The 15,576-nt window shown below is 42.9% G+C and carries 17 protein-coding genes; all 17 read right to left on the bottom strand.

Annotation, left to right across the window (positions count from 1 at the left end; genetic code table 11):
* Positions 1-67: 67 nt before the first annotated feature.
* Positions 68-2,329, bottom strand: a complete 2,262-nt coding sequence (locus DW911_RS04620; protein WP_117980793.1) for a glycoside hydrolase domain-containing protein — start codon at positions 2,327-2,329, stop codon at positions 68-70.
* A gap of 170 nt (positions 2,330-2,499) precedes the next feature.
* Positions 2,500-4,191 carry a lysozyme family protein gene (locus DW911_RS04615; protein WP_006426969.1) on the bottom strand — a complete coding sequence of 564 codons (1,692 nt, stop codon included), beginning with the start codon at positions 4,189-4,191 and terminating at the stop codon, positions 2,500-2,502.
* 29 nt (positions 4,192-4,220) lie between these two features.
* Complete coding sequence (locus DW911_RS04610; protein WP_006426970.1) at positions 4,221-4,571, bottom strand: hypothetical protein; 351 nt, start codon at positions 4,569-4,571, stop codon at positions 4,221-4,223.
* The gene (locus DW911_RS04605) at positions 4,571-6,901 is read right to left on the bottom strand and encodes a VirB4-like conjugal transfer ATPase, CD1110 family (RefSeq protein WP_199669452.1); all 2,331 of its coding nucleotides are present in this window, start codon (positions 6,899-6,901) and stop codon (positions 4,571-4,573) included. The genes DW911_RS04610 and DW911_RS04605 overlap by 1 nt, the downstream gene beginning before the upstream one ends.
* Positions 6,894-7,334 (bottom strand): PrgI family protein, encoded by a 441-nt coding sequence (locus DW911_RS04600; protein WP_023923453.1) that lies wholly within the window; start codon positions 7,332-7,334, stop codon positions 6,894-6,896. The genes DW911_RS04605 and DW911_RS04600 overlap by 8 nt, the downstream gene beginning before the upstream one ends.
* Before the next feature lie 3 nt (positions 7,335-7,337).
* On the bottom strand, positions 7,338-7,769 hold the full coding sequence (locus DW911_RS04595; protein WP_055215240.1) for a DUF4313 domain-containing protein: 432 nt from the start codon (positions 7,767-7,769) through the stop codon (positions 7,338-7,340).
* A 5-nt stretch (positions 7,770-7,774) separates the two neighbouring features.
* Entirely contained in the window at positions 7,775-8,557 is a 783-nt protein-coding gene (locus tag DW911_RS04590) for a hypothetical protein (RefSeq protein ID WP_055215252.1), read from the bottom strand.
* 147 nt (positions 8,558-8,704) lie between these two features.
* Positions 8,705-9,022 (bottom strand): hypothetical protein, encoded by a 318-nt coding sequence (locus DW911_RS04585; RefSeq protein WP_006426976.1) that lies wholly within the window; start codon positions 9,020-9,022, stop codon positions 8,705-8,707.
* An 87-nt stretch (positions 9,023-9,109) separates the two neighbouring features.
* Positions 9,110-10,840 carry a VirD4-like conjugal transfer protein, CD1115 family gene (locus DW911_RS04580; RefSeq protein WP_110102389.1) on the bottom strand — a complete coding sequence of 577 codons (1,731 nt, stop codon included), beginning with the start codon at positions 10,838-10,840 and terminating at the stop codon, positions 9,110-9,112.
* A 17-nt stretch (positions 10,841-10,857) separates the two neighbouring features.
* Positions 10,858-11,136 carry a DUF4314 domain-containing protein gene (locus DW911_RS04575; protein ID WP_101884938.1) on the bottom strand — a complete coding sequence of 93 codons (279 nt, stop codon included), beginning with the start codon at positions 11,134-11,136 and terminating at the stop codon, positions 10,858-10,860.
* 16 nt (positions 11,137-11,152) lie between these two features.
* Positions 11,153-11,464, bottom strand: a complete 312-nt coding sequence (locus DW911_RS04570; RefSeq protein WP_004614509.1) for a hypothetical protein — start codon at positions 11,462-11,464, stop codon at positions 11,153-11,155.
* Positions 11,465-11,547: 83 nt separating this feature from the next.
* The gene (locus DW911_RS04565; RefSeq protein ID WP_171027959.1) at positions 11,548-12,534 is read right to left on the bottom strand and encodes an ArdC family protein; all 987 of its coding nucleotides are present in this window, start codon (positions 12,532-12,534) and stop codon (positions 11,548-11,550) included.
* A gap of 5 nt (positions 12,535-12,539) precedes the next feature.
* Positions 12,540-13,346: a PcfB family protein gene (locus DW911_RS04560; RefSeq protein WP_004614511.1), complete on the bottom strand. Its 807-nt coding sequence runs from the start codon at positions 13,344-13,346 to the stop codon at positions 12,540-12,542.
* 2 nt (positions 13,347-13,348) lie between these two features.
* Positions 13,349-14,632 carry a relaxase/mobilization nuclease domain-containing protein gene (locus DW911_RS04555; protein ID WP_110102386.1) on the bottom strand — a complete coding sequence of 428 codons (1,284 nt, stop codon included), beginning with the start codon at positions 14,630-14,632 and terminating at the stop codon, positions 13,349-13,351.
* A gap of 6 nt (positions 14,633-14,638) precedes the next feature.
* A complete protein-coding gene (locus tag DW911_RS04550) occupies positions 14,639-14,947 on the bottom strand; it encodes a plasmid mobilization protein (protein WP_015513332.1) in 309 nt (102 codons plus the stop codon).
* Positions 14,926-15,102: a DUF3789 domain-containing protein gene (locus tag DW911_RS04545; protein WP_015513331.1), complete on the bottom strand. Its 177-nt coding sequence runs from the start codon at positions 15,100-15,102 to the stop codon at positions 14,926-14,928. Before DW911_RS04545 ends, DW911_RS04550 begins: the two co-directional genes overlap by 22 nt.
* A 138-nt stretch (positions 15,103-15,240) precedes the next feature.
* Positions 15,241-15,564, bottom strand: coding sequence for a DUF7768 domain-containing protein (locus tag DW911_RS04540; RefSeq protein WP_015513330.1), 324 nt, complete (start codon positions 15,562-15,564; stop codon positions 15,241-15,243).
* Positions 15,565-15,576 lie beyond the last annotated feature (12 nt).

Raw genomic sequence — 15,576 nt, 5'->3', positions numbered from 1 at the left:
CCTTTTGCCAGAGGTCCTCTTTATAAAATCGAACCTCTGGCCATTGTCTCTTTTATTCTTTTACAATTTACAGCGCTTGAATCAACAAACCAAAAACAGTACCTGCTCCAGCTGAAAATAAAGCAATAATTGACGGAATTGCATTTACAACTAATGCACCCGCAAGAACTAATATTACGGCTCCTGCCAGTATATTACTATGCTCTTTTGTGAATTCTACAACATTAAATTCAAGACCACTATTAGAATTTAATGTCATTGTAAAAATCAAAGCAACCGATATTGTCCACTCTTTTTCCTCTTCTGGCAGCAAATCTGATGTACTAAATACAATGGAAAACTCTACACTATTGGCAAAAACATTATTTATTTCAAAAGCAATATTACCAGATTTAACCGATAAAGCAATTTTTTCTATCGTATTTCCAAAGTTATCTGCTCCCTCTATACCTGTATCTGATAAATTTGATGAAATCTCCATAATTTGATTTTTGCAAGTTTGTGTCAATTCTCCATCATTTCCTATATCCACTTTTATATTATAAATTTTACCAGTTGAACTTTCAAGCGATGTGGATATTTTAGTAGAAATATCAATTGCTCCTTGAGGACTCATCATTGTTCCCAGTGAAATTTCCTTATCATACTCCACACCCACATCCATAATTTTATTCAGATAACCAAGCGGCTCCATTACATTATAGACATATTGATTTCGTGCTATTTTTACCTTTGCCCGAAGATTTTCTTGCGCTATTTCCTCATCTGTTTTTGTCGATACGGCATCGAACTTTTTAAATCCAGTATCTCTCCCTGAATATGCATCTTTATCCAGCGGAAACGAAGGTGATGAAGAAAATGAACTCAACTCACAAAATTGATCAAACGCCCAGTTCTTCGGCATCGAATATCCCAAATTACAGCTAAACCCAGTCGACATATCTGCCACAAAAGATTTACTTGCCAATCCTGCTTCATAAACTTTAGTGCATACATATCTTGGTGCATAAATGCCGACTTTATAGTTTTTATCATTTGTCGAACTAAAAAAGATCATGTGAATCTGTTCAAAATAAGGTATAATAAATGTATCAATCTGATACGAATAACAATCAAAATCCACTGCAAAGTATATAGTCGTTCCACTTGGTATGCCGATTCTCTCAGCCGCTAAAATTGCCGTCTGAGCATCAACACTTCCCTGTGATGGATCTTTAAAATAGTTTAATTCATATCCTCCATCCTGATATATCGGGAATACCGATAATCCTGCATTTTCAATGTTTTTCACTTCTGTTGATGTCAAATATTTCGGTGTATGTTCTTTTCCAACAGAACCTGTCAGATAACGTCCTACATGAGTATACCCTGCATTTTTTATATCTAATGCCTGTTGTTTATTTAATACTGTTGCACAGTCACACGCTTTTGCTGCCCTGTTTGTATCGCCTTTACTCGTAAGCAATGATTTCATAGTAGAAACATTTACTTTTCCTTTTGTTACAAGTCCAATTCCTGTCAGACCATAAAACTCCTGAAATTCTGACACCTTTGACTCTGTAGTCGAATCAAACACGCCATCGAATCTTCCCGGATTATATCCGTTAAAATATAGTCCGTATTGAGCAATCTTATTAAATGGAACATATTTCGTCGAGTTCTGTCCGTTCTGTAATGTACCCGGAAACGCATTTGTTGTTGCATCGCCAAAATTAACTGAATTCAAATCTGTAATTAATTCAGTTGTAACTCCTTCAGCCGCCTGCAATGCACCAACTAAAGACAAAATTGTCTGTCTTGAGGCAATTCCATCACAAGGTCCAACACCAATAACATCTGACCAGTCACTATTTAATTGCTGTTGAATAAGAACAATATTGGAATCCCCACCAGAAACCTTTGTAAACCAGTTTAGGGATAACAATCCAGACCAAACTTTCCAATCAATTTTGCCCGTAACTTCCAGTCCTGCATTTTCCTGCATCTTTTTAACTGCATTTACTCCTGATGTATAATAAATTCCAGTAATTCCTCCAGCAGCATATCCTTTGCAAAACAGAGCACACTGAATCAAGCATACATTAACCTGCGGAGTATCATTCGGATCCATTTTTGTAATAATGGCTAACTTCTTCATGGTATTAATAGTAAGTGGTCCAACCGTTCCTGTAATCGTTGAGATTCCATTCTGAATCTGAAATGCACGAATGATTCCCTGCATCACGGCTGTTCCGGTCTTTCCATCTTCATCCAGTTTTACCCAATCCTTATGTCCACCAAACATCGCATTTAAATATTTTTGTGCTGCTTTTACATTCTGATCACTCATATTCACTACCTCCTAATTCAAGTCAATTATAAAGATTTCTAACTCTTTATATGTCTATCACTAAAAGTTACAATAACAATTTATCAATCAACTGTGCCTATTTTGTGACTATTTTCCAAAGAATTCATTAACTCCCTTATAAAATCCTTAACAAATTATGAAAGAAACCATCAATTTATCACCCCATATCCCATTATAGAACTGTAATCTACTGCATAATTTCTCTGCCGTACCTGATCACTGGAATTTCCCTCAATCGTGTAAACTCTTCCACCTTCACACTTTTCTACTATTCCTACATGATCCGATGTTCCATCATGATCCCAGTCAAAAAAGATGATCATTCCAGCTGTCGGAGTTGTTCCGCCACTCTGCCACTTATTCTTTCCCTGAAACCAGGACACTCCATCACTGCACAATGAGAATTTAGGAACATTCCCACTTGCAATCAGACCGCTCTGATCCGCACACCAGCTTACAAAACAGGCACACCATTCTACCCGACTGTCAAATCCGTACCAGCTCCAGAACTTCTGACCGCCACTGTTTCCAAGCTGCCCCATTGCAACCGACACAATCTGCTGATTACCAAACAAACCAGCAAACAGGCTGCCACCGGAATAATACCGCATCACATGGGGAACGTATTGGGGATCTCCGTAACTGCTCCATCCATGCGAAGCTGCCTGTTCCTGTGAAAACTGCAATGCATTGGCTTCTGTATAACCGCCTCTTTGCAATGCCCATCCTATGTAGCCATTTCCATAGTTATATCCCTGCCATGCAAGTTTCAGCTTGTCCAGATCCTGTGGACTGCTGCATCCTGCCTGTCTGATACAGTCTGCAAAGGTCTGTACTCCAACCTCTATCGAATAATCCGGATCAGTAATAGAACCAGGAGTGTGTGGGAATCTTGTATTATATGGACTTTCCGAACACTGCATCGGGTCTGTTCCCCTGCCTCCAGATTCCTGCATCATGATGGCCTGTATCGCAGACACATATTCCGGAATGCCGTATTGGGATGCATACTGCTGTATCACAGAAGTATACGCAAGCACTTCTTCACTTAGGGATTCGGAGCTTTCCGAATTACTGCTGAAAGCTGCTCCTGCAATGATTCCCACAATCAGAATAAATACCAGAAGAAATGCACTACCTCCGGCAGCAATCCATTTTCCCATTTTTTCAAGAGCTACTACCCCTTTTTGAATCGCTGCTGTAATTCCCTGTACGGATAACTTTGAACCCTTTCCAGTTACCTGAAGGACTGCTTTTCCACTTTCTGCCGATGCCTGTGCTGACTTTCTTGCCATCTGGGCTGCTCTTGCTTTCTGCATCGCCTGAAGACTTTTTTCCATCTGCTGTTTCTGCATGGATGCCTGTGTCTTTATTTTTTCTTGAGACAGACCGGATACTTTTACCACTCTCGGTGCTGCTTTCACCTGCCGTTTACCATTCTCCTTGGCAAGTGCTGCCTGCTCCGGTTTCAACTTGATTAATTTCTTTCCGCTTTCTGCCCCCTGCTCCATTGCTTCTTCGGCAGCTTTCGCTTCTTCCTGTCTGCTTTTTCTTTCCTTTATCTTCCTGTAGGTCACTCCAGCAAGTTTTTTTCCACCTTGATATGTGGTTTTCCCTATACTTTTTCCTGCCACACTCGCCGCTCTGTACTGTACGGATTCTATTTTTTCAGTTCCATACTGTGTTGGGGATTCTGACTGCCCACTGCTTTTTTCATGTAGTTCCCTTGGCTTTTCTTTTGCTTCCAGAACCGCTGAGCGAACCAGTTCTTTCGGAAGTCGGGCAGCCGGATTTCGAATCTTCGGATTCTTATCCCTTACCCGTTCCTTGATATCTTTCATCCGGTCACCCTCTTTCCGTATCTCTTATCTCATCGGGCAACATCCCGATGTTTCTTTTTTTCCTGCTGTTTCTGCAACTGCTCCACCTGTCTGATTGCCTCATTTACCAGTGGATGTTCGTTGTAATATGGCACAAGTTCCAAGTCTCCCCTGTCTTTTGATGACAACGGTAATGGATATTCCATGTCTGAATAAATTGATTCTGGATCATGAATAGAAAACTCAATAGCCGGACACATATTGGCAGATGTTCTACAATATTTCTGGTACTTTTTATATGCCTCTTCCAGCGTTCTGCATTTTGTATATTCTCCTAAATCATGGAACTCACCGCACTCTGCAGCATAAAAAGTTATCGTTACTTCTTCTTTTTTCTTCATTATGATTCTCCCGGTTTTGTTGTCATTAGTTTATAAAGGTCTGTATTCTTTGGGAACGTATTCTCAAATGGTACGATATTCCCAGAGCAACGGATTAGGCCACTGCCAACCGATACATTTGTAATATAGGACAGTTGGTTTTCGGAAATATTCAAAAGAGCTGCCAATTCTTCCCTGTCTGTACTTGCCTGATTCAAAAGAATCAAAAACTCACTGTTTGCCAACATCAGTCTTGCAGTGTCCGATTTCAGAAGTTCCTCAACATTTTGGGTTAAACCTGTCACGAATCCATTGTATTTTCTGATTCTCTTGTACAGTCGGTAGAAGAAATTTGCACTGTATTCATAGCGGAATAACAGATAGAACTCATCGGCAAATATCCATGTCGTTTTTCCTTCTTTCCAGTTCTGAATTACCCTGTTGAAAATACTGTCTAAGGTAACCAGCATTCCCAGTGGCATAAGCTGTTCCCCCAGTTCCCGGATATCATAATCCATGATCCTGTTCTTCTTATTCACATTGGTCGGCTGTGCAAAGGTGTTCAGGCTTCCATTGATAAAAAGTTCGGATGACAGTGCAAGTCCCCTTGCCTCTTCTTCCGGCTGTAACATCAACTGTCGGTACATATCTTTCAATGTCGGAACTTCTCCGGTATAACCACTTCGGATATAATCCCGGTACACATCTGCAGCACAGCGGTCCAGAATCGACTTTTCTTTTGCCGACAGATTTCCTGCTCCAACCAACTGCTCGAACACAGACAGGATAAACTCCGATTTTTCAATCAGTGGATTCTTTTCATTGCCGTAGGCTGCGTCCATATCCATTGCATTCAGATGATTGTCTGATGTCGCAGATACTTTTACAACCTGTCCGCCCAGAGCCTCTACTAATTTTGTAAATTCGGACTCCGGATCAAGAATCAGGATATCGTCATCGGTACTCAATGCCAGATGCACAATCTCTTCTTTTGCCGAAAAGCTCTTTCCTGATCCACTGACGCCCAACCGGAAACTGTTTCCATTCATCAGTTTCTTCCGGTCGGCTACCAGAAGGTTCTTGCTGACTGCATTCTGCCCATAATAGATACCTCCCGGCTGCAGGATTTCCTGTGTATGGAACGGGATTAAAACAGCCGTTGATTCCGTTGTCAATGTACGCAGGGCATTGATCTTTCGCAGTCCGTAAGGAAGCACTGTATTGAGTCCGTCCACTTGCTGCCACTTTAATGTTGCCATCTGACACAGATGCTTTCTTGCGATTGACAGAATCAGTTCCGTATCGGAATCCAGTTGCTTTTTGCTGTCTGCCAGATGTACCATTGTCAAAATCCCGAACATCATACGCTGGTCTCTGGTTGTCAGATCATCGAGCATTTCCTTGGTTTCTTTTCTCTGAAGTTCCATATCGTATGGTACGATTGCCGAGAAGTTATTATTAGCGTTCTGCCTTCTCTGCCAGTTGGTCACGTTAGTTTCCACACCAAGCAGTCGGTTCTGGATTTCCCTTACCGCTTCATCCGTAGGGACTGGCAGGATGTCAATCGACAACATCAGATTCCGGCTAAAGTCACACAATTCTGAAATCATGTCATCTTTGACATAACTTGCATAATCCTGCATATACAGGACTCTTCCGTATCTGTCACCGATTTTAAAATGGTCACGTTCAAATTCCATAGAATCCGGACACATCCAGTCTTTGAAGCTTGTCCCCTTCTTGGCAAATTGTTTCAGATCAAACGGAAATGCCTGTGGGACATCTCCCTTGAAGAAATCCCTGAAAATCTGGAGCCGGCTCTCTGCGTCCAGTCCTTCTGCTGTGGACGATAACTTTGCCAGATGTGTTACGATGTCTGTTCCGATACGTGCAAAATAGGTTCTTGCATCATCAATCGATCTTTTATGTACACTGACGGTCAGATACCGTTCCTGATAGATGCTGTTGTTTGTTCCTGTAATCTTAGACAGGAGCATTTCGTTGTATTCTTCCCGATAGTGGTCCAGTCCATCTTCCTTCATTGGAAGCAGAATAGACTTTTCGAATTCTTCTTTATTGATTCTCCGATTATTGATGGTAATTTGGGCAGAAATGCCGGAATCCAGTGAATTTAAGAGTTCAGAATAATCCAGAAACATTTCTGTCTTATTGTCCTTACTCGCAATATAATAGTTGATATCTGTAAAACGATATGTTTTTGAGAATTTCGTTCCCTGTTGAAAAATTCCATCCGGCCAGATTCGCTGGATGGGAATTGCCTGTTGGACGGATTTCGGAACTTTGAAGCGTTCCTTATCCATCCGAAGTGCCTGACTTAAGGTTTTAATCAAAGGCATCACTCCTTCCCTTGCGTTTCTTTCTCTGTTTTGCTTCTGCTTTTTGCTCCCGCTCTTTTATGATTTCCGCTCCATCCTTTTGATTCTTTTCTCCCAGCGAGATGGTCTCCTGCATGCAGGAGTAGTAGATATCTTCCGACTGAAACACCAGTTTCTTCGGATACAGCAATTCGGATTTGATCACTGCCCATAAAAACTGTTCGGCTGTCATACCATGATATTTGAAAAAGCCACAGGCAGCAAATGGAGCAGCACCAAGCACACACAGCCATCCGGTTATTTCCTGTCCGGTAATATCACGCATTCCAAAGTAAATTCCGATTGCTGTAAGAATCGCAAGAACAGAACACACACATTGTCTCAGGTCCAGTCCCATAAACATGGATTCTTGATAGTCCCTGATTTCTTTGTTCATCTTTACTTCCATAAATTATCGTTCCTCTCCCCTGTTTTGTTTCTTCGTTTTCTGTGGTTTTTCTTTCGGTACTTCTATCCCGGCAAATCTACAGTGTTCCGCAACGCCTTCCGGATCAAATTCCGCAAGTCTTGCAAGGTCAAACGCTACCTTCTGATAGGTTGCATATCCTGATCTTCCTGTTTCATTCAACACTTTTCCAAGTTTATGTTCCTTGATAAAATGAAGCATATCCTTGGTAAAATCTCCTGTTATAAAAGCCTCATTTGGCTCTAAGAACTGATAGGGCAGATTAATGGTTACATCTCCAAAATCTTCCCAGTCTCTCCCTTCCTTATGGCAGAGTCCTACATATAAATTCCCATTGTTCCGATAAGAGCTCACTCGTATCGCTACTGTCTCACGTCCGAATTCCCAGTTATATCTTAATGTTTTCTTTGTATCCATATTTTTTAACCTCCAAGTCCCATCATTTCTCTGACAATACGGTCAGATGCCTTAATTGCTCCAACCAGCACCAGTAAATTGAATACCAGTTCTCCTACATAGTTCCACACGATTGTAACTGCACTCAGCTCCGTATCTCCCACTGCCGGAGGACTTGCCGCATAAGCAGAAAAGATAATACACGCCAGTGCAATAATTGCCCCTTCCAGACACACGCCTATATAAGAACGGATAAAGTTCTTTCCAATAGACTGCGTGGGTTCTCCTGCAAACGAGGAAATCGGAATCGGGGCGATTGCCGTATACATATAGATTTTGAACATTCTGCCATACACTGTCAGGATCATCACAAATGACAATACGGTGATCAGCAGACTGCCAAGCAGTGTGACAATCCACAATGGAATGGATTCCAGCATTCCCACACTCTCGATCTTATCTACAATCTCCGTTGGCAGTTCCGTCACGCTTCCTGCCATACTGGAGCCACTCATTACGGTTGTCACGATTCCTTGCACAATGGAAAACAGTGCCTGCATAAGTTCCATTCCATACGTGATTGCTCCCTGAGCAAGTGCAAACCGGATAAATGCTTTTAGCACATGTTCCGGCTTTTTCAGATCTGTAAAACTGCCACACGTTTTAATGATTCCGGCTGCAAAAAACAACACCAGTAATCCATAGGCAATAGCTGTCAGTGCATCATTGATATTGGTCATAATCCGCCAGATGCCGCCGCCTTTAAAAGTTGCCGGATTTTCAGTAAGCAGTGTCCACAGTTCTGCCATCTTTTCACTCCATGTAGACAACGCAGAGTTCAGATTCTGTACAATCCAGTTATCGCTCAAAAACTTTCACCTCCCTGAACATACTTTTGAATGCAGGAGTACCTTCCGGCACTCCTGCTGTTTCCTGATATACTTTTTCAAAGAGGCTTACGCCATAATCAGATCCAGGATTTCTTTGGCGAACGTAATAATTACTCCTCCGGCCAGTGTCAGAAATCCATTTGCCCTCTGGCTTGGATCATGGCTTTTTAAAGACAGACCAACCTGCACAACACCAAATCCAAGCAAAATCAAACCGATTGCACGAATCAGGGAAAAAATAAAAGTAGACAGGTTATTGATAACGGACAACGGATCACCGGCTGCGAATGCGGTCGTTGCTCCAACCGTTACGGTCAGTACCAGTGCCATGTAAAGGCTCATCCACTTTTTCTGTTTTCTCCCCATCGGCATCGGGGTTGTCATTTTTTCAGTTGTATTCTTTTTTGTTCTATTCTTTTCTCCTGTGAGAAATTTCTTCAATACACATCACTCCAATCCATAAAAAAACTGCTATTCACCAAGGATGTCTTCGGTAGACAGCAGTTCGTAGTCGTCTAATCTGTTAATGTCAATCTTTAGGTCGTCGTGAGCCAGTGGTGTTTTCGCATAATCATAAGGCGATGCACCACCGTCCTCTGTGTATCTGAAATTCACATGCTTTTTTAAATCATATTTATCGTCCATGATCGGACGCTCCCCACGAATAAACAAAATCGCTTTGCGGTTATCTAAAAGCCGTATTTCATCCGGTGTTAAAAGTTCCCTTCCAGTCTGCTGATAATTCACCGAATAGCTGCCGCTACGCCCTTTTGTCTGTCCGTAGGTATTGGTATCCAATGTTTCTTTTCCCAATAATTCCGAGACATACTTATGTCCTTCTTTTTCATTTCCACCCAGATATAAAAATTCATCGCAGTTGCCGATCAGACTCTCATACGAGTCTTTAAATAAGGCTTTCATCTGTGCGATATTCTGGATGATGATACTGCAGGAAATCCCTCTGGAACGCATGGTTGCCAGAATCTTGTCAAAATCATCCGGCAAGGCTACGTTTGGCCATTCATCCATAATGCAGTGTACCGGAATTGGAAGCCTTCCTCCGTACTTCCGGTCTGCCACATAATACAGTGTCTGAAACAGATTACTGTAAATCATGCCGACCAGATAATTCATGCTGGTGTCGGCATCCGGAATACAGCAAAACAGTGCTACTTTTTTCTCCCCGATACTGTATAAGTCCAGTTCGTCTGTACAGGTCAGATTTGCAATCTGTTTCAGGTTAAAAGCTGCCAGACGGACACCAACCGAGATCAAAATAGACTTTGCAGTCTTTCCGGCTGCCTGCTTATAAATGGCATACTGCTTGACCGCAATACTCTCCGGGTCCCGCATTTCCAGTCTTTCAAACAAAATGTCCAATGGGGACTGGTAATCCTCATCATCTTCTTTGACCTGAGCGCTTCCAAGCATTTCCATGATCATCGGAAAGTTCTGTTCTTCCGGTGGAGCCTCATGCAGCAAATACAGCATAAGTGCCTGTAAAAGTGCAGTCTCGGACTTCTCCCAGAACGGGTCTGAACTCTGCGCTCCCTTCGGTGTTGTGTTGCGGATCAGGTTATTGATCAGCTTCAGTACATCCTTATCATCCCAGACATACGCAAACGGATTATAACACCAGGAAGTCTCCGGATTGATCAAATCAAAAACCCGGACTTCATATCCATTCCGTTCCAGAACACCTCCGGTTTTACGCAAAAGTTCTGCCTTGGGATCAGTAATCACCATCGAACAGTTGCACTGCATGATGTTTGGGATTGCATACGTCCGGCTCTTTCCAGCTCCTGAACCTCCGACTACCAGCACATTTAGGTTTCGTTTGTGCTTATAGCCGTCCAGTCCCATACGGAAATGCTGTGTTAAAAGCAGATTTTGCGTGTATCGTTTTTCGCAGTAACGTCTGCAGATTTCGGACACGTTGCCCCATTTTGCGGAACCATGTTCCACACCTCTTCTATAATTTCTTTTTTGGGATTCATAAATACCAATGCCTAAGAAATAGGCTGCTGTGAATATCAGAATACATTTGAACGTATACGGTGTATACGTGATAAAAAACGGCTGTTCGAGTTTTTCGCTCAGCGTTTCTAAGATTTGAATAAAATTCTTATCCGGTGCAATGGCACAAGCGGTAATCGCTGCCGCCCACCAGACAAATGGCAGAAAGACAAGACACAGAACCAAGTCCTGCTTTTTTTTACTTATCTCTGCAAGTCAGATTCTCTTTTCTTGCGTGGCTTTTCTTCTGGATGTTCCTGTCCTTCTTTCTTATGAAAGGAATCCACTCCCGGTATCAGTGAGAGACTTCTGCCGTTGTCCCAACTGATGCCGAGCTGACCTGCATCATCCACATACTGCACAGTTCCTTCCAGTCCCTGCGGCATACCCGCTTCTCCGTCCATCGAATCCAGACAGATTCTTGTTCCTGCCGGATATTGTTCTCTAAGTCGTGCCACTTTTTCTCTTGAATAAATGACCAATCAACCACTCCTTTCTCTACCAGAACATGTGTCTGGTGGTATTCGGTTTTGCAACCTGAATAATGATTTTATCTATTCCATCACTATATCTTCCGGCTGCAAGATATTTACTTCTAAGCCTGTTCAGTGCCTTACGGATCTGCCTTTGTTCCCCGGCTGTAATCTGCAGCCGTTTCTGGGCGAGGTCGTATTCACTTACTTTTTTCAGAAGAGCTTTCGTTTCTTCCAAACATTCATCCTGCTCACTCTGTGCCTGCAGCTCATCATTCAGTGCCACCACGAACATATTTTTCATAATGTTATCCATCTTCAAATAGTATTTTGTCATCTGGCTGACCTCCTTTTTTTATTACACCAACCATATCACAAGACCTCCGTAATAGCTACTCCAACCGTCCAACTTTTTCACTTTTATCGTTCCGGCTGGCTCTTTGCTTTTTTCTCTTTTCCGGATACTTGTTCAGATGGTTTTTCATCCTTGGTTTCCGGTATTTTTACAGGGTCTCCGATTGCGAACTCATCGGTTATATACTCCTGTTCCTTTGCACCAAAATTGCGTTCGATATGGTTTCGTATACTGTAGGAAGCCTGACGGACATCATTTAAAAAGTCTCTCAGTTCCTGCGGATCTTTCTTTCCACATTCATTTCTCTGTGCAATATACTCCAGATTGAATCCGGTAACATCCACACCATAACGTTTTGCAATCACATAGGCCGCACAATATGCCTGTGCGCTGACTTTCTGTCGGCTGTAGGTTCCGGTATGCTGGTCCAGTGCTGCACATGCCAGTTCTCTGTTCAGTGCATGGAATGTCGTTACTTCACTCATTCCGTTGCGGATATAAATGGTACGGTATCTCGGATTGTACTGGGCCTGCACTTTGTCTGGCAGATTATCCTCAATCTGTACACGCACCGACTGGTCTTTTAAGACAACTCCTACCAGTTCTGTCAGACTTCGCTGTGGGCGTTCTTCTAATGGCTTTCCTGACATCTGACTGATGTCAAATCCTTTTCCGATCGTATATCCTCTCCGCATTTCTCCGTCTTTTTCGTATTCAGTGGAAATCATATAAGTAATGCCATGCTCCCCTGCTTTTACTGAACGGTGTTCTTCTCTCCAGCGTTCATAAGACCTTACCACCTTAAAATCCGGATGCTGTCCGTAGATCAAAAGCAGATTCGGAGTTCTCTGTGTATTACACTCTGCCATAAAATCCAGAAAGCCTTTCAGTTTTTCTCCATCCTGAAAAACTCCCTGTGCCTGTGAATCTACTTCAGCCCATACCTCTTCTCTTTCCTGCTGCTTCTTGGCTGCATATTCTTCCTTGGTCAATTTCTGTTCAGGAATCTGCTGTTCTTCCGTTCCACCTGAAATCATGTCTGTTAAATCCATATACATTACCTGCCTTTCGTTTTCATATTCTTACGTTTCTTCCTGCTCTCTCTGGCATTTTTCCGTCTGTCCGGCCTCTTACGTTTCTCTTCCTGTTCCTTACGGATATCTCCGAGTTCTTTCCGCACAGATGGTTTTTCATTCTTTTCTTCCCAGCTAGTTTCCCGACCGGAAGAAATATTTTTGTTGCGCGAGAAAGGTTCGGACGGATTCTTTGCTTTCCCCTCCTGCGCATGTGTAAAATTTCCTTCCGGGAAAGCCTCATCCCCGATCTGGAACATTTCTTCCGCATCATCCAGTTCAAATTCTATCTTGCCTTCCGGCAGGACAACAGTCTCTGTCCGTACATTCTCCCCGGTTTCTTTTTCCATCTGGTTCTCTGCCTTTTCCGGTGCATTCTCTTTTTCCACTGCTTCTGTAACCATAGAGCCTGATTCTGCTTTTACAAAATCCAGATTCATCCGGTCTAATACCCGGTTCATCTTTGCTGCATCATCTGCAAATACCATGACCTCTGTCTGATCCGGATTCACCTTATCTTTGATGACAACATATAAGATACCTCTCGCTTTGGCTTCTTTCGCAAATTCTTTTAAGCGGTCACCCGGAACGGTAAAAAATTTCATCGGGCGCTGTTCCTTTAACATTCTGGTAAGCCTTGTTTTCCCTCTTGTCTTTTTCTGATCTTTCAGGGCGGCCGCAATAAAGATTGCCACATGCTTTGCCACATTTCCGGTAATCTTCAAAGAGTATTCCATTCCTTCCAGACTGTACCGCACCACCTGATCTGCCGGTTCTGCTCCGTAATTCATACTTATCTCACCTCCTGACTCTCTTTTTCTTTGTGTTCCACACGTTTCTCATTCTGGTTTTGTTCTTCTGCCTTTCGAAGTCTTTCTTCGATTTCCAATGAATGCTTTTCAATCCGGACGGTCATACGGACTTCTTTTCCGAGATTTTTTAATTCCTCATTGATTTCAGACAGCCGTGCTTTTCCACTGTCTTCACTGTCATTCCGATAGAGCTTTCTGCGTTCCTTCATCAGTTCTGAAATCTGCTTTTGTAACGGCTCACGGTATGTGGCAAGCTGTTCTCTGGTCGTAATGTCATGCTTCATTAAAAACTCAATCTGTTCAATCCTCTGATCCAGTTTCCGGATATCCTCTCTGACAGCGTATGGACTCCTTTTCGGTCTTTTTGGCAGTACCCCCATTTGATATAAATAGGAATAATACAGTGCCTGAATCCCGGTCAGTTTCTTTTTGGGATGAATCTGTACTGCCTTTTGATAGACTCGTTTCACCTTGGGCTGTAGTATCTGCCCACGTATTTCCTCTTCAGAATAATTTTTTCCAAGGGAACGCAGACGAATATACCGCTCCATTCCCGGAGCTTTTAAAGAAATGTATTTCCTGTTCAGTTTCCATGTATAACCCCGCTTTTCCATCTCTTTTAGGAATTGTGACCAGGAGTAGCTTTCCTGTACCGATTCCCTGATATCCAAACGGATCGCCGTTCTCCATGTCGGCTTTCCTTCCTGTTCTGCTTTCCACTGTACATAAGGGATTGATTTTTTCTGATTGGATTCAATGATAGACAGACCATATTTTCTGCACAGCTCATCGGAGATCTTCCGGATCTCCGTATAATAACTCTTTGCATTGCTGTGGTACTTACGCCCGTCTGCCATGCTCACAGAGTTCCAGACAATGTGGTTATGATAATGTCTGGTATTCAGATGCGTTGTGATAACGACTTCATACTGTCCCTTTAAGAGCCGGTCTGCCAGTTCCTGTCCGATGAGATGTGCCAGTTCCGGTGTCACCTCACCTTCTGCAAAACTCTGTACCAGATGGTATCCTTCCACACCGCCCATCTTATGGAATCTCTTTTTTGTTGCCACCATATCTGCATACGCATTTTCATTGGTACATCCGATGGTATCTTCGAAGACCGCCTGTTCCGTCTTTGTCCGGTTCATGGCATAATCAATGGCAGCCTCCAAAGAGTCTGCTTTCTGTGTGGTTTTTTCTTTGTCTTTCACATATTCGATGGAACGGTCCAGGCGGTGGACGGGGATAACACTTGTATAAGCCATCGGTCATTACCACTCTTCCTTTACCAGATGCCATGTCTCTTTGGTAAGCCGCAGCATTTCCTGAATACTCTGCTCGCTTGCCATACCAGAAGCATTGGCAACATGTGCAAGCTGATTGGCATTGTTGCATAAGCCTGCAATCTTTCGGAGCAATTCGGGATGATGCTCACAGGGTTTTGCATGAACCTGCGCTCCTAAAATCAACGAACGCATAAACTCTTCCCGGCTCAGACCGCTTCTTTCGACCTGCTCATTCAGTTCCCTGACTTCCCTTGCATTAAGCCGTACCGGGATCACATGGTTTCGTTTTCGCATTGCATCACCGTCCCTTCTTTTTTCTCTTCCTCTTTCATCATACCGCCAAGATCCTCATCGGATTTTTTCGCTGCAACCATGCAACAGGTCACTATCACTCCTATAAATCCTCCGCTCATCAATGCGATTACAATCATTACTCCATTTCTTAACATGACTTGATCCTTCCTTTCCATTTCCGTCTGTGTCCGGGGGATTGGGGTTCTCCCCAAAGTGCGTTTGGATATCCAAACGCTATGCTTGCAAAACGAGTACCGCCAGTTTCTGTAGCACCGGATTGACTCGATTCTGATTTATTTTGATTCTTTTATCTGTACCAGTCCATCAAGTGTCGTACAAATGATATGGAGTCTGTCTGCCATACTGATTTCGGTATTCATTGTTCCTGTCACTTCTTTCCCACATACGACTACCATCCGGCATCTCCGTAAAAGGATATGGGACATTCTTCCATATCCCTGCATATCTTCTGCATCAGACTCTTCCAAGAATGGTGAGAATACAAATCTCGGACAGATTGGTACATACCCAAGTTCATAGATTTTTCTGCAATATTTCTGCACTTTTACCCGGCTTTCTTCTGCTGAACAGCACACATAAGCCAGCGCCTGTTCCATACGCTCCATCTC

This window comes from Erysipelatoclostridium sp. AM42-17 (genome assembly GCF_003480255.1).
Lineage (GTDB): Bacteria > Bacillota_I > Bacilli_A > Erysipelotrichales > Coprobacillaceae > Faecalibacillus.
The sequence above is the reverse complement of the archived record's forward strand: the minus strand, read 5'-3'. Positions and strand labels throughout refer to the sequence as shown.